This window comes from Thermocrispum sp., from assembly GCF_002919275.1.
Classification (GTDB): domain Bacteria; phylum Actinomycetota; class Actinomycetes; order Mycobacteriales; family Pseudonocardiaceae; genus Thermocrispum; species Thermocrispum agreste.
This window is the reverse complement of the sequence record NZ_PKFA01000025.1, coordinates 39,959-63,113: the sequence shown is the minus strand read 5'-3', so window position 1 is coordinate 63,113 and position 23,155 is coordinate 39,959. Positions and strand designations below refer to the sequence as shown.

28 protein-coding genes and 1 pseudogene are annotated in these 23,155 nt (G+C 71.5%); 9 read left to right on the top strand and 20 right to left on the bottom strand.

Annotated elements, in window-relative coordinates; translation table 11 throughout:
- Positions 1 to 50: 50 nt before the first annotated feature.
- The gene (locus tag CXP56_RS06125) at positions 51 to 1,013 is read left to right on the top strand and encodes a FecCD family ABC transporter permease (protein ID WP_286900322.1); all 963 of its coding nucleotides are present in this window, start codon (positions 51 to 53) and stop codon (positions 1,011 to 1,013) included.
- A complete protein-coding gene (locus tag CXP56_RS06120) occupies positions 1,010 to 1,792 on the top strand; it encodes an ABC transporter ATP-binding protein (RefSeq protein ID WP_286900296.1) in 783 nt (260 codons plus the stop codon). Before CXP56_RS06125 ends, CXP56_RS06120 begins: the two co-directional genes overlap by 4 nt.
- 23 nt (positions 1,793 to 1,815) lie before the next feature.
- Here CXP56_RS06120 and lgt read toward each other — a convergent pair whose 3' ends face one another.
- From lgt to CXP56_RS06090, 6 genes are all read right to left on the bottom strand, one after another.
- Positions 1,816 to 2,859 carry a prolipoprotein diacylglyceryl transferase gene (gene lgt / locus CXP56_RS06115; protein WP_286900320.1) on the bottom strand — a complete coding sequence of 348 codons (1,044 nt, stop codon included), beginning with the start codon at positions 2,857 to 2,859 and terminating at the stop codon, positions 1,816 to 1,818.
- 72 nt (positions 2,860 to 2,931) lie between these two features.
- On the bottom strand, positions 2,932 to 3,729 hold the full coding sequence (trpA, locus tag CXP56_RS06110) for a tryptophan synthase subunit alpha (protein WP_028848125.1): 798 nt from the start codon (positions 3,727 to 3,729) through the stop codon (positions 2,932 to 2,934).
- Positions 3,726 to 4,931 carry a tryptophan synthase subunit beta gene (trpB, locus tag CXP56_RS06105; RefSeq protein ID WP_028848124.1) on the bottom strand — a complete coding sequence of 402 codons (1,206 nt, stop codon included), beginning with the start codon at positions 4,929 to 4,931 and terminating at the stop codon, positions 3,726 to 3,728. Before trpB ends, trpA begins: the two co-directional genes overlap by 4 nt.
- 44 nt (positions 4,932 to 4,975) lie before the next feature.
- The gene (gene trpC, locus CXP56_RS06100; RefSeq protein ID WP_286900293.1) at positions 4,976 to 5,785 is read right to left on the bottom strand and encodes an indole-3-glycerol phosphate synthase TrpC; all 810 of its coding nucleotides are present in this window, start codon (positions 5,783 to 5,785) and stop codon (positions 4,976 to 4,978) included.
- A gap of 169 nt (positions 5,786 to 5,954) precedes the next feature.
- Positions 5,955 to 6,473, bottom strand: a complete 519-nt coding sequence (locus CXP56_RS06095) for a Trp biosynthesis-associated membrane protein (protein ID WP_028848122.1) — start codon at positions 6,471 to 6,473, stop codon at positions 5,955 to 5,957.
- A complete protein-coding gene (locus tag CXP56_RS06090) occupies positions 6,470 to 8,002 on the bottom strand; it encodes an anthranilate synthase component I (RefSeq protein WP_156899237.1) in 1,533 nt (510 codons plus the stop codon). Before CXP56_RS06090 ends, CXP56_RS06095 begins: the two co-directional genes overlap by 4 nt.
- Before the next feature lie 110 nt (positions 8,003 to 8,112).
- On the opposite strand from CXP56_RS06090, the gene CXP56_RS06085 reads away from it, so the two are divergent.
- The gene (locus CXP56_RS06085) at positions 8,113 to 8,715 is read left to right on the top strand and encodes a TetR/AcrR family transcriptional regulator (RefSeq protein WP_028848121.1); all 603 of its coding nucleotides are present in this window, start codon (positions 8,113 to 8,115) and stop codon (positions 8,713 to 8,715) included.
- Positions 8,716 to 8,721: 6 nt separating this feature from the next.
- Here the strand turns inward: CXP56_RS06085 and hisI are convergent, their stop codons facing one another.
- Both hisI and hisF read right to left on the bottom strand, forming a co-directional pair.
- Positions 8,722 to 9,075 (bottom strand): phosphoribosyl-AMP cyclohydrolase, encoded by a 354-nt coding sequence (gene hisI / locus CXP56_RS06080; RefSeq protein WP_028848120.1) that lies wholly within the window; start codon positions 9,073 to 9,075, stop codon positions 8,722 to 8,724.
- The gene (gene hisF / locus CXP56_RS06075) at positions 9,072 to 9,833 is read right to left on the bottom strand and encodes an imidazole glycerol phosphate synthase subunit HisF (protein WP_028848119.1); all 762 of its coding nucleotides are present in this window, start codon (positions 9,831 to 9,833) and stop codon (positions 9,072 to 9,074) included. Before hisF ends, hisI begins: the two co-directional genes overlap by 4 nt.
- Before the next feature lie 18 nt (positions 9,834 to 9,851).
- Between hisF and CXP56_RS06070 the strand changes: the two genes are divergently transcribed.
- The 4 genes and pseudogenes from CXP56_RS06070 (at position 9,852) to CXP56_RS06055 (ending at position 12,427) form a co-directional block, all read left to right on the top strand.
- Complete coding sequence (locus tag CXP56_RS06070) at positions 9,852 to 10,445, top strand: TetR/AcrR family transcriptional regulator (RefSeq protein ID WP_028848118.1); 594 nt, start codon at positions 9,852 to 9,854, stop codon at positions 10,443 to 10,445.
- A 123-nt stretch (positions 10,446 to 10,568) separates the two neighbouring features.
- Positions 10,569 to 11,290: pseudogene (locus CXP56_RS06065) on the top strand (ABC transporter ATP-binding protein).
- Complete coding sequence (locus CXP56_RS06060) at positions 11,287 to 12,021, top strand: ABC transporter permease (RefSeq protein WP_028848117.1); 735 nt, start codon at positions 11,287 to 11,289, stop codon at positions 12,019 to 12,021. The pseudogene CXP56_RS06065 and the gene CXP56_RS06060 overlap by 4 nt, the downstream one beginning before the upstream one ends.
- 19 nt (positions 12,022 to 12,040) lie before the next feature.
- The gene (locus CXP56_RS06055; RefSeq protein WP_028848116.1) at positions 12,041 to 12,427 is read left to right on the top strand and encodes a PPOX class F420-dependent oxidoreductase; all 387 of its coding nucleotides are present in this window, start codon (positions 12,041 to 12,043) and stop codon (positions 12,425 to 12,427) included.
- Between the two features lie 28 nt (positions 12,428 to 12,455).
- Here CXP56_RS06055 and priA read toward each other — a convergent pair whose 3' ends face one another.
- Both priA and hisH read right to left on the bottom strand, forming a co-directional pair.
- Positions 12,456 to 13,199 (bottom strand): bifunctional 1-(5-phosphoribosyl)-5-((5-phosphoribosylamino)methylideneamino)imidazole-4-carboxamide isomerase/phosphoribosylanthranilate isomerase PriA, encoded by a 744-nt coding sequence (gene priA, locus CXP56_RS06050; protein WP_028848115.1) that lies wholly within the window; start codon positions 13,197 to 13,199, stop codon positions 12,456 to 12,458.
- A 73-nt stretch (positions 13,200 to 13,272) separates the two neighbouring features.
- Complete coding sequence (gene hisH, locus CXP56_RS06045) at positions 13,273 to 13,908, bottom strand: imidazole glycerol phosphate synthase subunit HisH (protein WP_038045077.1); 636 nt, start codon at positions 13,906 to 13,908, stop codon at positions 13,273 to 13,275.
- Positions 13,909 to 13,994: 86 nt separating this feature from the next.
- Here hisH and soxR point away from each other — a divergent pair, with 86 nt between their 5' ends.
- On the top strand, positions 13,995 to 14,456 hold the full coding sequence (gene soxR, locus CXP56_RS06040; RefSeq protein ID WP_028848113.1) for a redox-sensitive transcriptional activator SoxR: 462 nt from the start codon (positions 13,995 to 13,997) through the stop codon (positions 14,454 to 14,456).
- Between the two features lie 39 nt (positions 14,457 to 14,495).
- Here the strand turns inward: soxR and CXP56_RS06035 are convergent, their stop codons facing one another.
- The 4 genes from CXP56_RS06035 to hisD are packed head-to-tail and all read right to left on the bottom strand — an operon-like array spanning position 14,496 to position 17,711.
- Positions 14,496 to 14,657 carry a CG2302 family histidine operon protein gene (locus tag CXP56_RS06035; RefSeq protein WP_156899236.1) on the bottom strand — a complete coding sequence of 54 codons (162 nt, stop codon included), beginning with the start codon at positions 14,655 to 14,657 and terminating at the stop codon, positions 14,496 to 14,498.
- Between the two features lie 38 nt (positions 14,658 to 14,695).
- The gene (gene hisB / locus CXP56_RS06030; RefSeq protein ID WP_028848112.1) at positions 14,696 to 15,295 is read right to left on the bottom strand and encodes an imidazoleglycerol-phosphate dehydratase HisB; all 600 of its coding nucleotides are present in this window, start codon (positions 15,293 to 15,295) and stop codon (positions 14,696 to 14,698) included.
- Positions 15,292 to 16,386 (bottom strand): histidinol-phosphate transaminase, encoded by a 1,095-nt coding sequence (locus CXP56_RS06025; protein WP_286900316.1) that lies wholly within the window; start codon positions 16,384 to 16,386, stop codon positions 15,292 to 15,294. Before CXP56_RS06025 ends, hisB begins: the two co-directional genes overlap by 4 nt.
- On the bottom strand, positions 16,380 to 17,711 hold the full coding sequence (gene hisD, locus CXP56_RS06020; RefSeq protein ID WP_028848110.1) for a histidinol dehydrogenase: 1,332 nt from the start codon (positions 17,709 to 17,711) through the stop codon (positions 16,380 to 16,382). Before hisD ends, CXP56_RS06025 begins: the two co-directional genes overlap by 7 nt.
- 164 nt (positions 17,712 to 17,875) lie before the next feature.
- On the opposite strand from hisD, the gene CXP56_RS06015 reads away from it, so the two are divergent.
- Complete coding sequence (locus CXP56_RS06015; RefSeq protein WP_038045076.1) at positions 17,876 to 18,667, top strand: carbon-nitrogen hydrolase family protein; 792 nt, start codon at positions 17,876 to 17,878, stop codon at positions 18,665 to 18,667.
- A gap of 43 nt (positions 18,668 to 18,710) precedes the next feature.
- Here CXP56_RS06015 and CXP56_RS06010 read toward each other — a convergent pair whose 3' ends face one another.
- The 6 genes from CXP56_RS06010 to nadA all read right to left on the bottom strand — a co-directional run bounded on the left by CXP56_RS06010 (position 18,711) and on the right by nadA (position 23,127).
- Positions 18,711 to 19,088 (bottom strand): DoxX family protein, encoded by a 378-nt coding sequence (locus tag CXP56_RS06010; RefSeq protein WP_028848108.1) that lies wholly within the window; start codon positions 19,086 to 19,088, stop codon positions 18,711 to 18,713.
- A gap of 66 nt (positions 19,089 to 19,154) precedes the next feature.
- Positions 19,155 to 19,298 carry a VOC family protein gene (locus CXP56_RS06005; RefSeq protein WP_286900289.1) on the bottom strand — a complete coding sequence of 48 codons (144 nt, stop codon included), beginning with the start codon at positions 19,296 to 19,298 and terminating at the stop codon, positions 19,155 to 19,157.
- Complete coding sequence (locus tag CXP56_RS06000; RefSeq protein ID WP_286900288.1) at positions 19,265 to 19,561, bottom strand: VOC family protein; 297 nt, start codon at positions 19,559 to 19,561, stop codon at positions 19,265 to 19,267. The genes CXP56_RS06005 and CXP56_RS06000 overlap by 34 nt, the downstream gene beginning before the upstream one ends.
- Positions 19,562 to 19,607: 46 nt before the next feature.
- Entirely contained in the window at positions 19,608 to 20,468 is an 861-nt protein-coding gene (gene nadC, locus CXP56_RS05995) for a carboxylating nicotinate-nucleotide diphosphorylase (protein WP_028848107.1), read from the bottom strand.
- Positions 20,465 to 22,111 (bottom strand): L-aspartate oxidase, encoded by a 1,647-nt coding sequence (locus tag CXP56_RS05990; protein ID WP_286900286.1) that lies wholly within the window; start codon positions 22,109 to 22,111, stop codon positions 20,465 to 20,467. Before CXP56_RS05990 ends, nadC begins: the two co-directional genes overlap by 4 nt.
- Positions 22,108 to 23,127, bottom strand: a complete 1,020-nt coding sequence (gene nadA / locus CXP56_RS05985; RefSeq protein ID WP_051310226.1) for a quinolinate synthase NadA — start codon at positions 23,125 to 23,127, stop codon at positions 22,108 to 22,110. The genes CXP56_RS05990 and nadA overlap by 4 nt, the downstream gene beginning before the upstream one ends.
- Between the last annotated feature and the right edge of the window lie 28 nt (positions 23,128 to 23,155).

Sequence of the window (23,155 nt, the reverse complement as noted above, 5' to 3'; positions counted from 1 at the left end):
GCCTGCGGGCGCGCACGCTCGCGGGCGGGATCGCCGTCCTGCTGGCCACCATGCTCATGGCGGTCCTGATCGGGGCCGCCGAGCTCGGCTGGCAGCGGGTGCTCGCCGAGATCTGGGCACAGCTGGTCGGCGGCACGTCGCCGCTGAGCGAGCGGGAGGCGGCGATCCTGTGGCAGCTGCGGGTGCCCCGGGTGCTGCTCGCCGGTGCCGTCGGTGCCGCGCTGGCCATGTCCGGGGCGGCGTTCCAGGGCGTGTTCCGCAACCCGCTGGCCGACCCGTTCCTGCTCGGCGCCGCCGCGGGCGCGGGGATGGCCGCCACCATCGTGGTGGTGTTCGCCCCGGCGCTGACGCTGTGGGCCGCCTCCGCCCTGCCGGTGGCGGCGTTCGCGGGCGCTGTCGGCGGGGTCGCGTTGAGCTGGCTGCTGAGCACTTCCTACGGTGGCGTCAGCCCCACCACGTTGCTGCTGGCGGGGGTCGCAGTGTCGGCGTTCCTCACCGCGGTGCAGACGTTCGTGCAGCAGCTCAACGCCGACACCATCCGGCAGGTCTACAACTGGATGCTCGGCGGGCTGGCCATCACCGGCTGGGCCGACTTCGTCAGCGTCATCCCCTACATCGGGGCGGCCGCGGCGGTGCTGATGGTGTGCGCGCGCCTGCTCGACGTGTTGTCGCTGGGGGACGCGGAAGCGGCCTCGCTGGGCGTCAATCCGGGACGGCTGCGCCTGCTGCTGATCAGCGCGGCCTCGCTGGCCACCGCGGCCGCGGTGTCGGTCAGCGGCCTGATCGGCTTCGTCGGCATCATCGTGCCGCACTTCATCCGGCTGACCGTCGGGGCGAGCTACCGGGTGATCGTGCCGTTGTCGGTGCTGGGCGGGGCCTCGTTCCTGATCGTGGCGGACCAGATCGCCCGCACCGCCATGCCGGGGGAACTGCCCATCGGAGTGGTCACCGCGTTCGCCGGGGCCCCGTTCTTCATCATCGTGCTGCGACGCAACGCGGAGAAGCTGTGGTGAGCCCGGTCGTCGAACTGCGCAACGTCCGCGCCGGGTACCGGGACCGGCTGGTACTCGACGGAGTCTCGCTGACCGTGTCCGCCGGTGAGTGGATGGCCGTGATCGGGCCGAACGGCGCGGGCAAGTCCACGCTGGTGAAAGCGATGCTCGGGCTGACCCGGCTGGGCGGGGAGGTGCTGATTCGCGGACGGGACCGGCGGACGCTGCCGGCCAGGGAAGCGGCGCGGATCATCGGCTACGCCCCACAGCAGCCGGCGATCCCCGGCGGGTTGACGGTCACCGACTACGTCCTGCTCGGCCGCACCCCGCACCTCGGCCTGCTGGCCCGCGAGCGCTCGGCGGACCAGCGCGTGGTGGCCGACGTCCTGCGCAGGCTGGACCTCGACAAGCTGGCCGCACGGCGGCTCGGCACGTTGTCCGGCGGTGAGCGACAGCGAGCCGTGCTCGCCAGGGCGCTGGCTCAGCAGGCGGACGTCCTGCTGCTGGACGAACCGACCACCGGCCTCGACCTCGGCCACGCCCAGGCGCTGCTGGACCTGGTCGACCGGCTGCGCCGGGAGGACGGCACCACGGTCGTCTCGACCTTGCACGACTTGACACTTGCCGGCCAGTACGCCGATCGCGTGCTGCTGCTGGACGGCGGCGAAACGGTGGCCGCCGGACCGCCCGAGGAAGTGCTGACCCCGGAGCTGTTGGCCAGGCACTACGACGCAGACGTCGAGGTCGTCACCGTGGCCGGACGCCAGGTGGTCATCCCGGTGCGCACCAACGGACGCTAGGCGACGTCGGCGCGATCCGGCGCTCAGCCCCGCTCGGGCTGGTCGCCGTCGGTCTTGCCGGCGTCGTCGGCACCCCCGGCTGCTGTGCCGGCAGCGCCGCCAGAGGAGTCGTCCCCCGCGGTACCGTCCGCCTTCCCAGGATCGGCCTTGACCGCGGCCGGTTCCTTCTCCGCGTCCGCCGCCTCGCCCGGCTCATGTCCGCGCAGCACCTCCGGCGGTTCCCGGTCACCGCGCTTGCGCGCCACGATCATGTAGACGACCGCGCCGACGAACACCAGCAGCGAGACCCAGACGTTGATCCGGACGCCGAAGACATGGGTGGCCGGGTCGGTGCGCATCAGCTCGATCCAGGTGCGGCCCAGCGTGTAGCCGGCCACGTAGAGCGCGAACGCGCGGCCGTGCCCGAGCCGGAACCGGCGGTCCGCCCACACCACGACGGCCGCCACGGCCAGGTTCCACAGCAGCTCGTACAGGAACGTCGGGTGCACCACGGCCTCGACGACGCCGTTGGACACGCCGCCCAGCCGGTCGGTGATCAGCGGGTTGTCCGGGTCCACCCGCTCGTAGATGATCAGGCCCCACGGCAGGTCGGTCGGCCCGCCGTAGAGCTCCTGGTTGAAGTAGTTGCCCAGCCGTCCGATGGCCTGCGCCACCACGATGCCCGGTGCGATCGCGTCGGCGAACGCGGGCAGCGGCACGCCCCTGCGGCGGCAGGCGATCCACGCGCCGACACCGCCCAGCGCGATGGCACCCCAGATGCCCAGGCCGCCGTCCCAGATCTTGACCGCGTCCAGCGGATTCCGGCCCTCACCGAAGTACCGGTGCGCGTCGGTGATCACGTGGTAGAGCCGGCCGCCGATCAGGCCGAACGGCACCGCCCACACGGCGACGTCGATGACGAAACCGGGGCTGCCGCCGCGCGCCTGCCAGCGCCGCTCGCCCCACCAGATGGCGACGATGATGCCGGCGATGATGCACAGCGCGTAGGCGCGGACCGGGACCGGGCCGATTTCCCACACTCCGCGCGGCGGGCTGGGAATCTCCGTGGAGAACAGTGGCAAGGCCATGGAAAACGCTGTCAGGCTGGTCACACGGACACCGTAGTCAGCCCGCCGCCGGGGCCGGCGACCAGGGCCGGTTCAGGAGCCCGCCGGACGCGGCGAGCGCACTCCGGCGGCGAGTTCTCCGGCCAGCCGCCGAACCCCCTGGGCGCCCTCGTCCTCCGCGGCCTTGATGAACGCCGACCCGACGATCACCGCGTCGGCGAAGCCGGCCACCTCCGCGGCCTGCTCCCCGTTGCGCACGCCCAACCCGACTCCGATGGGCAACGACGTGTGTTCGCGGGTGCGGCGGACCAGCTCCCGTGCACCTGCGCCGACCTTGTCGCGCATGCCGGTCACGCCCATCACCGCGGTGGCGTAGATGAAACCGGACGACGCATCGGCGGTCAGTTTCAGGCGCCGGTCCGACGACGAAGGGGCCACCAGGAAGATGCGGTGAAGGCCGTGCTCGTCGGAAGCCCGCAGCCAGTCCTCGGCTTCGTCCGGAATCAGGTCCGGGGTGATGATGCCGTGGCCGCCCGCCGCCGCCAGGTCCCGCGCGAAGGCGTCGACGCCGTATCGGTGCACCGGGTTCCAGTAGGTCATCACGACCGCGTGGCCGCCGGCTGCGCTGATCCCTTCGACCACGTCGAACACGTGACGCAGCCGGAAACCGGCGCGCAGCGCCTTGTCCGAGGCCATCTGCACGGTCGGCCCGTCCATCACCGGGTCCGAGTACGGCACGCCGACCTCGACGACGTCGCACCCGCCGTCGAGCATCGCCGCGAGCAGGTCCTTCGACTCGGCCAGCGTCGGGTAGCCGGCAGGCAGATACCCGATCAGGGCCGCCCGGCCCTCGTCCTTGGCACGGGCGAACACCGACTCCAACCCGGTCATGAGGTATATCCAAAGTACTTGGCGGCGGTGTCCATGTCCTTGTCGCCGCGACCCGAAAGGTTCACCAGGATCAGGCCGTCCTCGCCCAGCTCCTTGCCCAGTTTGATGGCACCGGCCAGCGCGTGCGCGGACTCCAGCGCCGGGATGATGCCCTCGGTGCGGGACAGCAGCTGGAAGGCGTGCATCGCCTCGTCGTCGGTGGCGGTGATGTATTCGGCGCGGCCGGTGTCCTTCAGCCACGAGTGCTCCGGCCCGACGCCCGGATAGTCCAGGCCGGCCGAGATGGAGTGCGCCTCGATGGTCTGCCCGTCCTCGTCCTGCAGCAGGTAGGAGAAGGCGCCGTGCAGCATGCCGGGAACACCCTGGCTCAGCGTAGCGCCGTGCTTGCCGGAGTCCAGGCCGTGTCCGCCCGGTTCGACGCCGACCAGCCGCACGCCCGGGTCGTCGATGAAGCCGTGGAAGATGCCGATGGCGTTCGACCCGCCGCCCACGCACGCGATGACCACGTCCGGCAGCCTGCCCGCCTTCTCCAGGATCTGCTCACGGGCCTCGGCGCCGATCACCTTGTGGAAGTTGCGCACCATGGTCGGGAACGGGTGCGGGCCCGCCGCGGTGCCCAGCAGGTAGTGCGTGGTGTCGACGTTGGTGACCCAGTCGCGCAACGCCTCGTTGATGGCGTCCTTGAGCGTGCGGGATCCGGTCGTGACCGGGACGACCTCCGCGCCGAGCAGCCGCATCCTGGCCACGTTGAGCGCCTGCCGCTGCGTGTCCACCTCGCCCATGTAGATCACGCATTCCAGGCCGAGCAGCGCGCACGCGGTCGCCGTCGCCACGCCGTGCTGCCCGGCGCCGGTCTCGGCGATGACCCTGGTCTTGCCCATCCGCTTGGTCAGCAGCGCCTGACCCAGCACGTTGTTGATCTTGTGCGATCCGGTGTGGTTGAGGTCTTCCCGCTTGAGCCAGACCTGCGCACCGCCGCAGTGCTCGGCGAACTGCGGGGCTTCGGTCAGCAACGACGGACGGCCCGCGTAGTCGCGCAGCAGGCGCCGGAACTCGCCGACGAAATCCGGATCGACCCGCGCCTTGTCATAGGCCTCCGTCAGTTCGTCCAGGGCGTCGACCAGCGCCTCCGGCATGAACCGCCCGCCGTACGGGCCGAAGTGGCCGCGCTCGTCGGGATCGTGCTTGCCCGGCGCATGCAGGTCCTTGTCCGGCTCGCCGGCCGCCGCGGGGTCGCGTGGCGCACTCACCGGGCAGGCCTCGGACACGCCGGATGGGAGCCCGCGGTCACCAGCTGCACCAGCGCGGCCTTCGGGTCCTCGCTGGTGACCAGGCCCTCGCCGACCAGCACGGCGTCCGCGCCGTGCCCCGCGTACGTCATCAGATCGCCCGGGCCGCGCACACCGGACTCGGCGACCTTGAGCACGTTCGGCGGCAGCCCGGGGGCGAGCCGCGCGAACACCTCCCTGTCCACCTCCAGCGTGTGCAGGTTGCGCGCGTTGACGCCGATCAGCTCGGCGCCCGCCTCCAGCGCCCGGTCGCACTCCTCGGCGTTGTGCACCTCGACCAGCGCGGTCATGCCCAGCGACTCGACCCGGTCCAGCAGGGACACCAGCGCGTTCTGCTCCAGCGCCGCCACGATGAGCAGCACGATGTCCGCACCGTGCAGCCGGGCCTCGTGCACCTGGTACGGGCTGACGATGAAGTCCTTGCACAGCACCGGCACGTCGACCGCAGCGCGCACCGCGGCCAGATCGGCCAGCGACCCTCCGAACCGCCGCCGCTCGGTCAACACGCTCACCGCGCGCGCCCCGGCCGCGGCGTAGTCGGCGGCCAGCGCCGCCGGGTCCGGGATGTCGGCCAGCTTCCCCTTCGACGGACTGCGCCGCTTCACCTCGGCGATGACGCCGATGCCCGGCTCCTTCAGCGCGGCCATCGCGTCGCGTGGCTCTGGCGCCTTGGCGGCCCGCTTCTTCAGCTCCTCCAGCGGCAGCGCGGCCTCGCGCTCGGCGAGGTCGGCACGCACGCCGACGATGATGTCCTCGAGCACGCTCACCGGCAGGCCACCCGCACTAGCAGCTGTCGTCCGTCGCTCGCAAGCACGATCACCAGAACCTTCCCTTCCCGCGCTCAGAATGCTACCCGCGAGGGTGGACGCTCCCTGGTCCGGGGTCGGCCACGCGGCAGCGACCCCGGATGCGGCGTTGCTGCGCCGTCGCACGCCGTCAACCTTCTTCGGTCGGGTCTTTCCCCTCCGACAGCGCCGTCCACAAGTCGTCGCCGTCGTCGGCGGCGGTGCCGGTTCGTCCGCCGGCCTGCTCGCCGTCCCCCTCGTCATGTCCTCCGCCGCTCTCCTGCTGCTTCGCGCGCTGCGCGGCGGGCGTTTCGTAGCGGCTCCCCATCCCGGGCAGCCGGTGCCCGCGGGCCATGAGCAGGCCACCCGCCGCGCCGGTCAGCAGCCCGCCCAGCAGTGCGATCACCGGGCCCATGCCGAAAAGCTCGACATCGGTCACTGCCAGCACGCACGCCGCCCCGCCTGCGACCACGAGGACGCCGCCCAGGACACGCTTGCCCACCGCGCGCACGGCGAACATGGCGCCGATGGACGCCAGCACCAGCAACGCCAGCGGAGTCGGCCACGTGAGCTCCTGCTGCTCCTGCGACCACACCAGGCGGCCCGCGCCCCACAGCGCCGCCGCGCCGAGCACCAGCGCGACGATCACCGTCCACAGCAGGCGTTTCACGGTTCTCGCATCGTTTCCGCCGCGGCCACGGCCGACAGCACGGTCCGCGCCTTGTTCAGCGTCTCGTTGTCCTCGTAGTCCGGCTGCGAGTCCGCCACCACGCCGGCGCCCGCCTGCACGTAGGCGACACCGTCGCGCATCAGCGCGGTACGGATGGCGATGGCGGTGTCCGCGTCGCCGGCGAAGTCGAGGTACCCGACCACCCCGCCGTAGAGCCCGCGCCTGGTCGGTTCGAGCTGTTCGATCAGCTCCATCGCGCGCACCTTCGGCGCCCCGGTCAACGTGCCCGCCGGGAAGCAGGCGGCCACCGCGTCGAACGCGGTCTTGCCCTCGGCGAGCAGACCGGTCACCGTCGACACGATGTGCATGACGTGCGAGTACTTCTCGACGCTGAAGAAGTCCACGACATGCACGGTGCCGGGCCGGCAGACCCGGCCCAGGTCGTTGCGGGCCAGATCGACCAGCATCAGGTGCTCGGCACGTTCCTTCTCGTCGGCCAGCAGGTCCTTGGCCAGCAGCGCGTCTTCCTCCTCGTCGGCGCCCCGCCAGCGGGTGCCGGCGATCGGGTGCGTCGTCGCGCGCCCGTCGCGCACCGTCACCAGCGCCTCCGGGCTCGAGCCGACGATGTCGAAGCCGTCGAGCCGCAGCAGGTACATGTACGGGCTCGGGTTGGTGTTGCGCAGCACCCGGTAGACGTCGAGGGCATCGGCGGAAGTGCGCATCTCGAACCGCTGCGAAGGCACCACCTGGAACGCCTCACCGGCGTGCACCGCTTCGACCACCTCGTGCACGACCTTGTGGAACTCCGCCTTGTCCCGGCAACGGACGAACTCCGGCTCCGGGCGGTGGAACTGCACCGCCGTCGGCGGGGCGTGGGTGGCCAGCTGCCGGGTCATCTCGTCCAGCCTGCGCACGCAGTCGTCGTACGCGGCGTCCACCCGCTTGGGCGTGTTGTCCCAGTTCACCGCGTTCGCGATGAGCGTGACCGTGCCCTCGTGGTGATCGTAGGCGGCCAGATCGGTGGCCAGCAGCATGATCAGCTCGGGCAGGCGCAGATCGTCGGTGGCCAGCTCGGGCAGCCGCTCCAGCCAGCGGACCGCGTCGTAGGCCAGGTAACCGACCATGCCGCCGGTCAGCGGCGGCAAGCCGGGCAACGGGTCGGTGCGCAGGGCGACGAGCGTTTCGCGCAGCACCTGCAACGGGTTGCCCTCGGTCGGCAGGTCGGCCGGCGGCGTGCCCTGCCACACCGCTTGCCCGTCCCGCACGGTCAGCGCCGCGGGGCTGCGCACCCCGACGAACGACCATCGCGACCAGGACTGCCCGTTCTCGGCCGATTCGAACAGGAACGTTCCTGGACGGTTGGCGGCGAGCTTGCGGTAGATCGACAGCGGCGTCTCCGCGTCGGCGAGCAGCCGCCGCACCACCGGGATGACCCGGCGGGTCTTGGCGAGCTCGCGAAACTCGTCTCTGGTCAGGCCCACCGCACCGAGCGGTGTGCGGACTGCGCTGTGGTTGGCCACGGACGCCATTCTGCCGTCAGCGCTCGTCGCCGCGTGCACCGGCCAGCGCTCGCCGGGGTGGGCGCAGCGGAATTCAACCCCGGTGGAAATAGGGTGTCGCCGCAGGTCATGATGGCGGGGTGGCCGAAGAAACGACCAAGCGACGGGGCCGCCGTCCCGGCGGCGCGGACACCAGGGCGGCGCTGATCGAGGCGGCACGGGAAGTCTTCGCCGAATCGGGTTACGCAGGGGCGACGGTGCGCGGCATTGCCAAGCGCGCCGGGGTCGACCCGGCGATGGTCAACCACTGGTTCGGCGGCAAGGAGGGCCTGTTCGGCGAGGCCGTGCTGCAGCTGCCGTTCAACCCCAAGACCGTCGCCGACGAGCTGATGAGCGGCGACGTGGACGAGCTCGGCCACCGTATCGTCACGCGGTTTCTGACGGTGTGGGACAGCGCGGGCGGCGGCGTCTTCACCGCCCTGGTCCGCAGCGTCGCGGCACACGAGCAGGCCATCGACGTGATGCGCGACTTGTTCGTGCACTACCTGTTCGGACGGGTCGCCAAACTGGCGGGCACCGGTGCTGTCGAGATGCGCGCGACCTTGTGCGCATCGCAGATCATCGGCTTGGGCATGGTCCGCTACGTCACCGGATTCGAGCCGCTCGCGTCAGCGGACATCCCCACCGTCGCTGCGGCGATCGGCCCGACCATCCAGCGCTACCTCACCGGGCCGCTGGACTGACCCGGCTCACTCGGCGGCCAGCAGCACGCGATCGGGCCCGTCGAAGCATGTCGGCGTGCCGGTGTGGCAGGCGGGCCCGACCTGGTCGACCAGCAACAGCACGGTGTCGCCGTCGCAGTCGATGCGGACTTCCCGCACGTGCTGGGTGTGTCCGGACTCCTCGCCCTTGACCCACAGGCGCCCGCGGCTGCGGGAGAAGTAGGTCGCCCGGCGCGTGCTCAGCGTGCGCGCCAGCGCCTCGTCGTTCATCCACGCCTGCATGAGCACCGCCCCGGAGGTCGCGTCCACCGCGATGGCGGCGACCAGTCCGTCGGCATTGCGCTTGAGTCGGTTGGCCACGGCGGGATCAAGTGCGCTCATCGGACCTCGATTCCCGCGACGCGCAGCGTCTTCTTCACGTCCGGGATGGACAGGTGCCCGAAGTGGAACACGCTCGCCGCCAGCACCGCGTCGGCGCCCGCCTGCACCGCAGGCGGGAAGTGCTCCAGCTCGCCTGCGCCGCCGCTGGCGATCACGGGAACCCGCACCGCGGCGCGCACCTTGCGGATCAGCTCCAGGTCGAAGCCCGCCTTCGTGCCGTCGGCGTCCATCGAGTTCAGCAGGATCTCCCCCACCCCGAGTTCCTCGCCGCGGGCGGCCCACTCCACAGCGTCGATGCCCGTGCCGCGGCGGCCGCCGTGAGTGGTCACCTCGAACCCGGACGGCGTGCCCTCGGCCCGGCGGGCGTCGACCGACAGCACGATGCACTGCGAGCCGAAACGCCGGGCCGCCTCGCGCAGCAGTTCGGGCCGGGCGATCGCGGCGGTGTTGACGGACACCTTGTCGGCACCGGACCGCAGCAACCGGTCGACGTCCTCGCAGGTACGCACGCCGCCCCCGACGGTGAGCGGGATGAACACCTGCTCGGCCGTGCGCCGGACGACGTCATAGGTGGTCTCGCGGTTGCCGGAGGAGGCGGTGACGTCGAGGAAGGTCAGCTCGTCCGCGCCTTCGGCGTCGTACCGCGCGGCGAGCTCGACCGGGTCGCCCGCGTCGCGCAGGTTCTCGAAGTTGACGCCCTTGACCACCCGGCCGGCGTCGACGTCCAGACACGGGATGACCCGCACAGCTACACCCACGCCGTTTAGCCTACGAGCATGGCGCGCGCGGGCCGGAGGCCGGGACGGACCGAGACACGGGACCACATCTTGGCGGCTGCCCGGCGGCTGTTCGCCGAGCGCGGCTACGAAGGCACCACGATCCGCGCCATCGCCGCCGAAGCGGGCGTGAACCCGGCGTTGATCCACCACTTCTTCGGCTCGAAGGACCGGGTCTTCACCGATTCCCTGCACCTGCCGGTCAACCTGTACACGATCGCCGACGTCGTCACCGACGGGCCACGCCAGCAGGCGGGCGAGCGGCTGCTGCGTCTGTTCATCAGCGTGTGGGACGGCACGGAGACCCGGCGGCCGTTTCTGGCCCTGCTGCGCTCGGTGACCTCGTCCGAGCAGGCCGCGCGAATGATGCGGGAGTTCTTGCACCGGGTGATCGTCGACCGTCTCGGGCCGGCGCTCGGTGTGGACGAGTTGCGGATGACCGCGATCGGCTCGCAGCTGATGGGCGTCGCCCTGCTCCGCTACATCGTGCGGCTCGAGCCTTTGGCCTCGGCCCCGCCGGAAGACGTCATCGCCATGATCGCCCCGGCGATCCAACAGCACATCGACGCTGCACCCCGCCCGGCGGACCGCTGAAGACCGGGTGGCTTCGCCGCCGAACCGGCGATCGGCCCGCGCCGTTCCGGCGATCAGCCCGCGCCATCGACCCAACGACCTGCGTCATTGACACCCGTCCGGCACAGGCACAGAATTAAACACATGACTAATTTAGCCGTCGCGGTGGACGACCTCCACGTGCGACGTGGTGGACGAGAAGTGCTCCAGGGCGTGAGCTTCGCGCTCGAACGAGGCTCGGTGACCGGCGTGCTCGGGCCGAGCGGCTGCGGCAAGTCGACGTTGCTGCGCGCCATCGTGGGCGTGCAGATCGTCGCCGGCGGCAGTGTGACCGTGCTCGGCCTGCCCGCCGGACACAAGGACCTGCGCCGCAAGATCGGGTACGCCACCCAGAACCCGGCGATCTACCCCGACCTGCGGGTCGCCGAGGCACTGCGGTACTTCGCCTCGGTGCTGGGGCGCCTGCCGAGGACGTGGACCGGGTCGTCGACGAGGTCGGGCTCGGCACGCACGCGAACGCGATGGTCGGGCAGCTGTCCGGCGGCCAGCTCAGCCGCGCCAATCTGGCGGTGGCCCTGCTCGGCGAGCCCGAGCTGCTGGTGCTCGACGAACCGACGGTGGGCCTGGATCCGGTGCTGCGTGACGAGCTGTGGGAGCTGTTCGGTGCACTGGCCGGCCGCGGCGCGACCCTGCTGGTGTCCAGCCACGTGATGGACGAGGCGGGCCGGTGCGACCACCTGCTGTTGATGCGCGAGGGCAGGTTGCTGGCCACCGGGCCACCCGATGCGCTGCGCGCCCGCACCCAGGCGGGCGACCTCGAACAGGCCTTTCTCCGGCTGATCACCGCAAGCGAGGTGGCGGCATGAGCGTCGCAATCACGCTGGCGACCGCACGTCGCATCCTCACCCAGCTCAAGCACGACCACCGCACCCTGGTGCTGCTGGTGCTGATGCCGTCGGTTCTGCTGATCCTGCTGCGGTACGTGCTCAACACCGACCGGGCCTTCAGCGCCGCCGCTCCTGCCCTGCTGGCGGTGTTCCCGTTCGCGATCATGTTCGTGGTGACGTCGATCTCGACGTTGCGCGAGCGCACCACCGCCACGCTCGAGCGGCTGATGACCATGCCGCTGCACAAGGTCGACCTGCTGTTCGGCTACGCGGTGGCGTTCGGGCTCGTCGCCGTGGCCCAAGTGGCGCTGGCCGCGGTGGTGTCGCTGACCTGGCTCGGCATGGAGATCGCCGGGTCGGTGTGGCTGCTGCTGGTCATCGCCCTGCTGGACGCGCTGCTCGGCATGGCGCTCGGGCTGTTCGCCTCGGCGTTCGCCCGCACCGAGTTCCAGGCGGTGCAGTTCATGCCGCTGTTCGTCATGCCGCAGGTCCTGCTGTGCGGGTTGTTCGCCCCGCGCGAGGCGATGGCCGAGCCGCTGGAATGGCTGTCGGACGTGATGCCGCTGTCCTATGCCGTGGACGCCCTGACCCAGGTCACCCGCAGCGCGGAGATCGACGGCACGCTGGTGCGCAACGTCGTGATCGTCGCCCTGTGCGGGCTGGCCGCACTCGTCGGCGGCGCCGCGACATTGCGCCGCCGCACCCCGTGAGCCCGGTTAACCTGGGCGAATGGAACGCCTGCGCGGTCACAAGTACGTCCTGCTGACGACGTATCGCAAGTCCGGAACGCCGGTGTCCACGCCCGTGTGGTTCGTGCACGACCCGGACGACGGCAGAAAGGTCTACGTCTGGAGCGCACGCGACGCGGGCAAGGTGAAGCGGATCCGAGCAGGCAGCCGTGCGACGCTGGTCGCCTGTGACGCACTCGGCAAGACGACGTACGGAGAACCGGTCGACGGCACGCCGCGCCTGCTCGACGACGGCGGAACCGAACGGATGCGCAAGCTGCTGGTGAAGAAGTACGGGATCCTCGGCTACCTCACCGTCTACGGCAGCATCCTGCGCGGCGGGCGGCGGCGCACCATCGGCATCGAGATCGAGGCCGACCGGGACTGAGCCGCCCGCGGTCCGTGGAGCGCTCGCGTCAGCGAACGGCGGCCAGGGCCTCCGGCAGCGTGAACGCGCCCGCATACAGGGCCTTGCCCACGATGGCGCCTTCCACGCCGCCCTCGCCTTCCCGGTAGGCCAGCTTGGCCAAAGCGCGCAGGTCGTCCAGGCTGGACACCCCGCCGGAGGCGATCACCGGGGCCTTCGTGCGGGCGCACACCGCGCGCAGCAGCTCCAGGTTCGGCCCGCGCAGCGTGCCGTCCTTGCTCACGTCGGTCACCACGTACCGCTGGGCGCCGTTGGACTCCAGGCGCTCCAGCACCTCCCACAGGTCACCGCCGTCGGACGTCCAGCCACGGGCGGCCAAGCGGTGCTCGTCGCCGTTGATCCGCACGTCCAGCCCGATCGCCACCCGGTCGCCGTACTCGCCGATGACCCGCGCGGTCCACTCCGGATCCTCCAACGCCGCCGTGCCGACGTTGACGCGGCGTGCGCCGGTGGCCAGGGCGGCTTGCAGCGATTCGTCGTCCCGGATGCCACCGGACAGCTCGACGTTCACCTCGAGCTCGCGCACGACCGCGGCGAGCAGCTCGCGGTTGGAGCCACGCCCGAAAGCGGCGTCCAGGTCGACCAGATGAATCCACTCCGCGCCGTCCCGCTGCCAGGCGAGGGCGGCGTCGCGGGGTGACCCGTACTCGGTTTCGGTTCCGGCCGCACCCTGCACCAGGCGGACGGCCTTGCCGTCGGCGACGTCGACGGCGGGCAGCAATGTGAACGTCACGCCGACCACCTTACGGCGACGCCGGACGGCCACTGGCAACGGGTGGCCGGCCGCGCACCCGCACCCGGCCTGGTCAGCGCAGGGTGTTCACCCAGTTCTTCAGCAGCACCGCGCCCGCCTCACCGGACTTCTCCGGGTGGAACTGAGTCGCGCTCAACGCGCCGTTCTCCACCGCCGCCACGAACGGCTCGCCATGCTCGGCCCAGGTGACCAGCGGCTGCTGCCCGGGCAGTCCCGACTCCAGCTGCCAGGTGCGCACGGCGTAGGAGTGCACGAAGTAGAACCTGGTGTCCGCATCGAGGCCGGCGAACAGCACCGAGTCCTCCGGCGCCTGGACGGTGTTCCAGCCCATGTGCGGCAGCACGTCGGCCTGCAGCCGCTCGACGGTGCCCGGCCACTGCCCGAGCCCTTCGGCCTTGATGCCGTGCTCTACGCCGTGCTCGAACAGGATCTGCATGCCGACGCAGATGCCGAGCACCGGCCGTCCGCCCGCCAGCCGCCGGTCGATGATCGACTCCCCGCCGACCGCCCGGAGGCCGTCCACGCACGCGGCGAACGCACCGACTCCCGGGACGACCAGGCCGTCCGCCTCGACGGCGGCTTTCGCGTCTGCGGTGACCGTCACGTCCGCCCCGGTGCGTTGCAGCGCCCGCTCCGCGGAGCGCAGGTTGCCGGAGCCGTAGTCGAGAATCACCACCCGTGCCGTCACCCGTATCAGCGTAGTTGGCCACCCCACGGCGGCACGCACCGGCAGCCAACCTCGAGTAATCTCGAACTTTCGCTACCATGGAGGTCGTGACCAGGCTGGCCAACCACCTGACCATCGGACAGGTCGCCGAGCGCAGCGGGGTACCGCACACGGCGTTGCGGTTCTACGAGGAACGCGGCCTCATCTCCTCCGAACGGACCTCCGGCAACCAGCGGCGCTATCCCCGCACCGTGCTGCGCCGCATCGCGTTCATCCGCTCCGCGCAGCGGGTCGGGCTGAGCCTGGAAGACATCGCCAAGGCGCTGGCCACGCTGCCGAAGGACCGCGCGCCGACGAAGGCCGACTGGGCTCGGCTGTCCCGGCAGTGGCGCAGCGAACTGGACGCCCGCATCGACGCGCTGCAACGGCTGCGGGACAGCCTGACCAGCTGCATCGGGTGCGGCTGCCTGTCGCTGAGGTCGTGCTCGCTGATGAACCACGACGACGAGCTGGCCAAGTACGGACCGGGCGCGCCACGGCTGAAGCCCGCCGCCGAAGGCGGACTGTGACCACCGGCGGCGGCCGGTGACCGCGGATGGGTGCTGAGGCTAGGACACCGACTGGTACCACAGCGCCGCGCCCACGCCCGCCATCACGCACAGCACCATGAGGAACGCGGCGACGGCTTTCGAGGTCTTCCACATCGCGATGACCCCGCCCAGCAGCAGCCCTGCCGCCGCGACCAGCAGGATGAACACGAACTCGGTCATGCGCTCCTCGCTCTCCGCCCGCCGCGCGACCGCGCAGGCTAGAGCACGCCCTTGGTGGACGGCACGCCGCCCTGCCGGGGATCCGGCTCGGTCGCGGCGCGCAGTGCGCGGGCGACCGCCTTGTACTGCGCTTCGGCGATATGGTGCGGGTCCCGTCCGTGGATCACCCGCACGTGCAGGGCGATCTGCGCGTGGAAGGCCAGCGACTCGAACACGTGCCTGGTCAGCACGAACGGGTAGTTGCCGCCGATGGTGAAGGTGGTGAACTCCTCCGGCTCGCCGACGTGCACGCAGTACGGCCTGCCGGAGACGTCGATCGCGGCATGGGCAAGGGTCTCGTCCATCGGCACCCAGCAGTCGCCGAACCGGCGAATGCCCTGCTTGTCGCCGAGCGCTTCGCGGATGGCCTGGCCGAGCACGATCGCGGTGTCCTCCACCGTGTGGTGGGCGTCGATGTGCACGTCGCCGTCGGCGCGCACGCGCAGGTCCAGCGAGCCGTGCACCCCGAACGCGGTGAGCATGTGGTCGTAGAACGGCACCCCGGTGTCGATCTCGACCTGCCCGGTCCCGTCCAGGTCGACCTCGACGCTGATCGAGGACTCCTTGGTGGTGCGGTCGACCTTGCCGATGCGGCTCACGTTGTCACCTTCTTGCTCGCTTCCAGGAACGCGTCGTTCTCCTCGGGCGTGCCGATGGTCACCCGCAAATGCCCGGGAACGCCGACGTTGCGTACCAGTACACCATGGTCCAGATAGGTCGCCCAGGCCGCCGCCGCGTCCGCGAAGCGGCCGTAGAGCAGGAAGTTCGCATCGCTGGGGACCACGGAGAAACCCATCGCGGTCAGCGCTTGGCGGACCCGTTCCCGCTCGGCGACGAGCTTGCGAACCGACTCCAGCGTCTGCTTGCCGTGCGCCAGGGCGGCCCGCGCCGCCGCCTGGGTGAGCGACGACAGGTGATACGGCAAGCGCACCAGCTGCAGCGCGTCGACGACGGCAGGAGCGGCCGCCAAGTACCCGAGGCGGCCGCCGGCGAACGCGAACGCCTTGCTCATCGTGCGGCAGACCACCAGTTTGGCCGGATAGTCGGCGAGCAGCCGCACCGCGCTGGGGTTGCTGGAGAACTCCGCGTAAGCCTCGTCCACCACCACCATGCCCGGCGCCGCGTCGAGGATCTTCCGCAGATCGGCGGGCGGGATGCTGCCGCCGGTGGGGTTGTTCGGACTGGTCACGAACACCACGTCGGGTGCCCGTTCGGCGATCAGCCGTGCGGCCGCCTCGGCGTCCAGGCCGAAGTCGTCGCGCCGCGGCGCGGGCAGCCACTCGGTGCGGGTGCCCGCGGAGATGATCGGGTGCATCGAGTACGACGGCTCGAATCCCAGCGCGGTGCGGCCGGGGCCGCCGAACGCCTGCAGCAGCTGCTGGATCACCTCGTTGGATCCGTTGGCCGCCCAGACGTTGTCCGCGGTCAGCTCCACACCGGTGGCAGCGCTGAGGTAACCGGCCAGGTCGGCCCGCAGCTCCACGGCGTCCCGGTCCGGGTAGCGGTGCAGTTCCCCGGCGATCTTCTCGATCGACGCGGCCACGTGCGCGACCAGCTCGGGCGGCGGCGGGAAGGGGTTCTCGTTGGTGTTCAACCGCACCGGCACCTGCAGCTGCGGGGCGCCGTACGGGGTGCGGCCGCGCAGGTCCTCGCGCAACGGCAGGTCGTCCAGCGTCACGTCTTTCACGATTCGCTCCCCGAGAACCGAGCCTGCACGGCTTCCCCGTGGGCGGGAAGATCCTCGGCATTGGCCAACGTCACGACCTCGTCGGCGACCTCACGCAGCGCTTCCTTGCTGTAGTCCACCACGTGCACGCCACGCAGGAACGTCTGCACGGACAGGCCGCCCGAGTGGCGCGCGTAGCCGCCGGTCGGCAGCACGTGGTTGGAGCCCGCGCAGTAGTCCCCGAGCGACACCGGCGAATACGGGCCGACGAAGATCGCACCTGCGTTGCGCACGCGAGCGGCGACCTCTCCGGCGTCGGCGGTCTGGATCTCCAGGTGCTCGGCAGCGTAGGCATCCACCACCCGCAGCCCGTCGTCGAGCGTGGACACCAGCACCACACCCGACTGCTTGCCGGTCAGCGCCTGGCGGACGCGCGCGCTGTGCTTGGTGGCGGCGACACGCTGCTGCAGCCGGGCTTCCACCGCGTCCACCAGCGCCTCGGACGTGGTGACCAGCACCGACGCGGCCAGCGGGTCGTGTTCGGCCTGGCTGACCAGATCGGCCGCGACGTGGTCCGGATCGGCGGTGTCGTCCGCCAGGATGCAGATCTCCGTCGGGCCTGCCTCGGAGTCGATGCCGATCACGCCGCGCAGCATGCGCTTGGCCGCGGTCAGGTACACGTTGCCGGGACCGGTCACCATGTCGACACCCTCCAGTGCCGTCCCGTCGGTGTCCGTCCCGCCGTAAGCCAGCAGCGCCACCGCCTGCGCGCCGCCGACGGCCCACACCTCGTCGATCCCCAGCATGGCCGCGGCGGCCAGGATGGTCGGGTGCGGCAACCCGCCGAACTCGGCTTGCGGCGGCGAGCACAGCACCAGCGACTCCACGCCGGCGACTTGGGCAGGGACCACGTTCATGATCACGCTCGACGGGTAGGCCGCCAGGCCGCCCGGCGCGTACAGGCCGACTCGGCGCACCGGGAGCCATCGCTCGGTCACCGTGGCCCCGTCGGCCAGTGTCGTGGTGACGTCCGGACGAAGCTGGTCGGCGTGCACCCGGCGGGCCCGGTCGATGCTCACCTGCAGGGCCGAGCGCACCGCCGGATCCAGCTGCTCGGCGGCCCTGGCCAGCTCCCCGGCGGGCACCCGGACCCGTTCCGGCCGCACCTTGTCGAACTGCTCGGTGTAGTCCAGGACCGCATCGACACCGCGCTCGCGCACGGCCGTCACGACCGGGCGCACCTGATGTACCGCCGCGTCGACGTCGATCTCCGCCCTGGGCAGGGCGGCTCGCAGCTCGGCCGGAGTCAGCGACGCGGGGCGTCCACGCAGGTCGATACGGTTGAGCATGCAGCTAACGATACGGGCGCCGCGCGCTGTACCGGCGTGCCGGGTGGCGGGCACGAGAGCCGGCCGACACCCCGGCCAACCGGCCGCGCGGGCTGCAGTGCGCACCGTCCGTCCCGCCCGCTGCGCCCCTGGCGAATCGCCTGCCCGCCAGTAGTCTGCAAGTCATGCGCGTAGCCCTGTGTCAGATCACCAGCACGCCCGATCCGGTGGAGAACGCCGAGCAGGTCCGTGCTTCGGTCGCCGAGGCGGTCACCGCGGGCGCGTCGCTGGTGGTGTTCCCGGAAGCCACCATGGCCCGTTTCGGCACCCGGCTGAAGGACGTCGCCGAACCGCTGGACGGCCCGTGGGCCACGGTGATCTCGGCCATCGCCGAAGCCGCGGGGGTGCTGGTGATCGCAGGCATGTTCACGCCTGCCGGTGACGGCCGGGTGTACAACACATTGCTGGTCACCGGGCGCGGGAAGTCCATCGGCTACGACAAGATCCACCTCTACGACGCGTTCGGCTTCCAGGAGTCACGCACCGTCGCCCCGGGCGGCGAGCTGGTCTCGGTCGACGTGGAAGGGGTCAAGATCGGCCTGGCGACCTGCTACGACATCCGGTTCCCCGAGCTGTTCCAGGCGCACGGCGAGGCAGGCGCTGCCGCGGTGGTGGTTCCCGCGTCGTGGGGCGCCGGTGAGGGCAAGCGCGAGCAGTGGGAGCTGCTGGTGCGAGCGCGCGCCCTGGACTCCGGGTGCTGGGTGCTGGGCTGCGGGCAGGCGGACCCGGCCACCAGCGGCATCGAGACCAAACCGGGGGTGCCGACCGGCATCGGCTACAGCACGATCGCCGACCCGTTCGGCCGGGTGCACGACCAGCTGGGCCCGGGGCCGGGGATCCTGGTGGCCGACATCGACCCCAAGCGCGCCGAGGAGTCCCGCCAAGCCACCGCCGTGCTGGCCAACCGGCGCCTGTGACGGCCGGCGCGCCGTCCAGCGTCCCGGGGCGTTCCGGAGCCGGTCAGGCCACCCCGCTGAACCGCGCCCACGCCACGAAGATTGCACCGGCGGCGAGCACGACCGGCGGGGCCATGGCGTTGAACTCATTGCGCCTGAGGTGGGTGACGGCGGCGCCGATCATGATCACGGTCAGTCCCACCGCCGCGACGGGCGTGAGCACCGGCGCGATTCCGGTCCACAGCGGCAGGATCAGGCCGAGCGCACCGAGCACTTCGGCGATGCCGATCAGCCGGATGGTCACGTCGCCGAAGTCCTCCGTCCAGGCCATGTTCGGCGACAGAGCCTGCAGCTGCTCTCTCTTCTGGGTGGCCTTGGCCAGGCCGGCACCGAAGAGCATGACGGCCAGGATGACTTGCACAGCCCATGCCGCGGTGTTCATGCCGACAGCTTCTCACGCGGCCACCGGGCGCCGTGCACCCACGGTGCCCGGTGGCCGGCGGGCCGATCAGCCCGCCGGGCTGAGGAATTCCAGCCGGTTGCCCACCGCGTCGAGGCAGTAGAACCGGCGATGCCCGGGAAGCAGGTCGTCCCAGGTGATGTCGACGCCCGCGGCCGTCATCCGCTCGGCCAGCCGGTCCAGGTCGGCCACCTGGATCCCGGGTGGGCCTTGCGGGCCGGCCGGAAGTCCTGCTCGACGCCGAGGTGGATCTCCAGCCGGTCGGCGCGCACCCACAGCCCGCCGCGCGCCGCGAGCTCCGGCGGCTTGGGCACTTCGGTCATGCCGACCACGTCGACGTAGAACGCGCGGCAGGCGTCCTCGCTGCCGGGCGGAATCGCCAGCTGCACGTGGTGCAGCCCGAGACCGAACGCCGAAACGGGCGCGCCGGCACCGGATTCTTCCTCGCGGTTCATCGGCTGTCCTCCCCTGTCCGTCGGCCGACCCCGTGAGGATTGCTCGTCAGTCGGCCCGCAAGTCCATCCCCACGTCCAGGGCCGGGGCGGAGTGCGTCAACCCGCCTACCGCAAGGTAGTCCACTCCGGCTTCCGCGTACGCGCGCGCAACTTCGAGCGTCAGCCCGCCGGACGCCTCCAGCTTGGTCTTCGGGGCCAGCTCGTCCCGCAGCCGCACCGCTTGACGGCACTGGTCCGGGGTGAAGTTGTCGAGCAGCACCTCGTCGGCGCCCGCGGACAGCGCCTCGCGCAGCTGGTCGAGCGAATCGACCTCCACCTCGCACGGCAGATCGGGCGCATGCCTGCGGGCGGCCTCCAGGGCCGCGGTCACCGACCCGGCAGCCACCACGTGGTTGTCCTTGATCAGCACCGCATCACCGAGGGCCATGCGATGGTTGACCCCTCCCCCGCAGCGCACGGCGTACTTCTGCAGCGACCGCAATCCGGGGAGCGTCTTCCGGCTGTCCCGGATGGCCGCCCGGGTGCCTGCCACCGCATCGACCCAGGCCGCGGTCAGTGTCGCCACCCCGGACAGGTGGCAGAGCAGGTTCAGCGCCGTCCGTTCGGCGGTGAGCAGGCCGCGGACCGGTCCCCGGAGCACGATCGCCGGCACGCCCGCGGTCAACCGGGAGCCGTCCTCGGCGCACTCGACGACCTCGTAGCCGTCCTTCAGGACCGCGTCGAAGACGGCCAGGGCCACCGGGGCACCGGCCAGGACGCCGTCCCTGCGTGGGGTGAGTTCGGCGGTGGCCACTGCACCCTCGGGCACGGTGGCCTCGGTGGTCGCGTCGGGTCCGTAGCGCAGATCCTCGTCCAGCGCGGTTCGGACCACCCGCGCCACGTCGTTCCGGTCGAGTTCCGGGCTCATGCCGCGCCTCCCGTCGCCAACGCGGGCTCGAGCAGCACCGGATCGCCATCCCCGGCCAGACCGACCACCTGCGAGTATCGCCACCGCTGGTCGTCGCGATGCGGAAAGTCGGTTCGCACGTGAGCACCACGCGTCTCGGTACGCGCCGCTGCCGCCGTGAGCAGGGCGCGGGCGACCAAGGTCAAAGCCGCGTCCTCGACGTCCCGGACGGTGGTCAGCTCGGCAGGCCGCATCGACTCCGACAGCATCTGCGCCGCATCGGCCAACCCGGCGGCGTCACGACCGATCGCGGCGTACCTGGTCATCACCCGCTGCAGCCGGTCACGGGGCACCAGGTTCGCCCGCGGGCGTCGGAACTCGGCCTGCTGCGCGCTCAACTGGCCGGCGGCAAGATCGATCGCGGCGGCTTCGGCAGCGCGAGCGCCCATCACCAAGCCCTCCAGCAGGGAGTTCGACGCCAGCCGGTTGGCTCCGTGCAGCCCTGTGCGGGCGACCTCGCCGGCGGCGTAGAGACCGCGGACGGACGTGCGTCCGGCGGCCGACGTCAGCACGCCACCGCAGGCGAAGTGTGCCGCCGGGGCGACCGGGATGGGCTCGCGAGCGGGATCAATCCCCGCCTGACGGCAGAACGCGGCCACGGTCGGGAACCGGCCGGGAAAGTCCGCGATGCCGGTGGCGTCCAGGAACACGTGATCGTCCACACCGCCGGGCGCCTCGGCCATCCGGCGGGTGATGGCCGCGGAGACCACGTCCCGTGGTGCCAGATCGCCGAGCTCGTGCACCCCGGCCATCACGGGCGCCCCCGTGGCGTCCACCAGAACTGCGCCTTCGCCGCGCACTGCCTCGGTCACCAACGGACACCGTCCCCGCGCACCCGGACGGTAGAGCACGGTCGGGTGGAACTGCACGAACTCCAGGTCCGCGGCCTGCGCTCCGGCTCGCAGCGCCAGGGCGAGTCCGTCCCCGGTCGCGATGTCCGGGTTGGACGTCACCTGGTAGAGCTGGCCGAGCCCGCCCGTCGCCAGCACCACGGCGGGTGCCCGCAGCACACCCACGCGCCCGTGGTCGTCCAGGACCGTCACGCCGCCGACGGCGCCGCCGTCGTCCAGCAGCGCATCGATTGCGACATGCCGCTCCAGGATCGTCACCCGGTGCTCCGCGGCGTCCTCGACGAGCGCACGCTGGATCTCCGCTCCGGTGGCGTCACCGCCCGCGTGAATCACCCGGAACGCGCTGTGCCCGCCCTCGCGAGTGCGGGCCAGCTGCCCGCCGGCGCTCACGTCGAACCTCGCCCCGCGCTGCCGCAACCGGCTGATCGCGGCCGGGCCGTCGGCGATGATCGAGGCGACGGCGGCCGGGTCGCACAGGCCCGCGCCTGCCGCCAGCGTGTCCGCCACGTGGCGGTCCACGGAATCACCCGGGTCGCGTTCCTCCGGACGCACCACGGCCACGCCGCCCTGCGCCCACCGGGTGTTGCTCTCGCTCACCGACGTCTTGGTCACCAGCACCACCCGCAGGCCGAGCTCGGTGGCGCGCACCGCGGCGGTCAGGCCCGCCACACCGGACCCGACGACGACCAGCTGGGCGCCCGCCTCCCAATCCGGCCCGGTTTTCGACTGACGGGCGCCAACTGGGCCGGTCACTCGCCACCGCCGGGCTGGCCGATGGCGATCATCCGCTGCACCGACGCACGCGCCCGCTCGGCCACCTCCGGGTCGACGTGCACCTCGTCCACCCCGTCACGCAGCGACCGCAGCAGCGCCGCGGGCGTGATCATCTTCATGTAGCGGCAGGACGCCCGGTCGTTCACCGCCTTGAACTCGATCTCCGGCGCGGTCTTGCGCAGCTGGTGCAGCATGCCGACCTCGGTGGCCACCAGCACGGTGCTGCTCCTGGTCGCCCGCGCCTGCTTGACCATGTCCCCGGTGGACAGGATGTGCACCCGCTCGCGTGGCACCGTGCCCTCCCCGGCCAGGTACAGCGCCGAGGTGGCGCAGCCGCACTCCGGGTGGATGAACAGCTCCGCCGTGGGGTTCTCCGCCGCCCGCTCGGCGAGCTCCGGCCCGTTGATGCCGGCGTGCACGTGGCACTCGCCCGCCCACACGTGCATGTTCTCCCGGCCGGTCTCGCGCTTGACGTGCGCGCCGAGGAACTGGTCGGGCAGGAACAGAACCTCCTGGTCAGCGGGGATCGACCGGACGACGTCCACGGCGTTGGACGAGGTGCAGCAGATGTCGGTCTCCGCCTTGACCTCGGCGGTGGTGTTGACGTAGGAGACCACCACCGCGCCCGGGTGCTCCGCCTTCCACTCCCGCAGCTGCTCGGCGGTGATGGAGTCGGCCAGCGAGCAGCCCGCACGCGCGTCCGGGATCAGCACCGTCTTGTCTGGGCTGAGGATCTTGGCGGTCTCGGCCATGAAGTGCACTCCGCAGAACACGATGGTCGCGGCGTCCACCTCCGCGGCGATCCTGCTCAGCGCGAGCGAGTCGCCGGTGTAGTCGGCGATCTCCTGGATCTCCGGCAGCTGGTAGTTGTGCGCCAGCAGCACCGCGTCCCGCTCGCGGGCCAGCCGCCGCACTTCCTCGGCCCACGCCTCGTCGGCTTCCACCCCGCCGTACGGCGTGTGCGCGTCAGCCGGACGCTGCAGCGTCTCGGTCATCGGTCCTCCCCGGGTTGGCACCGTGAAG

Excerpts from the sequence above, each read along its gene's own strand:
- CXP56_RS06125 (WP_286900322.1), top strand. The coding sequence starts at position 51 with ATGCTCATGGCGGTCCTGATCGGGGCCGCCGAGCTCGGCTGGCAGCGG.
- CXP56_RS06000 (WP_286900288.1), bottom strand. The coding sequence starts at position 19,561 with ATGAACCGCGAGGAAGAATCCGGTGCCGGCGCGCCCGTTTCGGCGTTC.
- CXP56_RS06010 (WP_028848108.1), bottom strand. The coding sequence starts at position 19,088 with ATGAACACCGCGGCATGGGCTGTGCAAGTCATCCTGGCCGTCATGCTC.
- hisD (WP_028848110.1), bottom strand. The coding sequence starts at position 17,711 with ATGCTCAACCGTATCGACCTGCGTGGACGCCCCGCGTCGCTGACTCCG.
- CXP56_RS06055 (WP_028848116.1), top strand. The coding sequence starts at position 12,041 with ATGGAACGCCTGCGCGGTCACAAGTACGTCCTGCTGACGACGTATCGC.
- CXP56_RS06090 (WP_156899237.1), bottom strand. The coding sequence starts at position 8,002 with ATGGCGTCCGTGGCCAACCACAGCGCAGTCCGCACACCGCTCGGTGCG.
- nadA (WP_051310226.1), bottom strand. The coding sequence starts at position 23,127 with ATGACCGAGACGCTGCAGCGTCCGGCTGACGCGCACACGCCGTACGGC.
- trpA (WP_028848125.1), bottom strand. The coding sequence starts at position 3,729 with ATGACCGGGTTGGAGTCGGTGTTCGCCCGTGCCAAGGACGAGGGCCGG.
- CXP56_RS06015 (WP_038045076.1), top strand. The coding sequence starts at position 17,876 with ATGCGCGTAGCCCTGTGTCAGATCACCAGCACGCCCGATCCGGTGGAG.
- nadC (WP_028848107.1), bottom strand. The coding sequence starts at position 20,468 with ATGAGCCCGGAACTCGACCGGAACGACGTGGCGCGGGTGGTCCGAACC.
- CXP56_RS06035 (WP_156899236.1), bottom strand. The coding sequence starts at position 14,657 with ATGACCGAGTTCGTGTTCATCCTGCTGGTCGCGGCGGCAGGGCTGCTG.
- CXP56_RS06070 (WP_028848118.1), top strand. The coding sequence starts at position 9,852 with ATGGCGCGCGCGGGCCGGAGGCCGGGACGGACCGAGACACGGGACCAC.
- CXP56_RS06060 (WP_028848117.1), top strand. The coding sequence starts at position 11,287 with ATGAGCGTCGCAATCACGCTGGCGACCGCACGTCGCATCCTCACCCAG.
- hisI (WP_028848120.1), bottom strand. The coding sequence starts at position 9,075 with ATGAGCGCACTTGATCCCGCCGTGGCCAACCGACTCAAGCGCAATGCC.
- lgt (WP_286900320.1), bottom strand. The coding sequence starts at position 2,859 with ATGGCCTTGCCACTGTTCTCCACGGAGATTCCCAGCCCGCCGCGCGGA.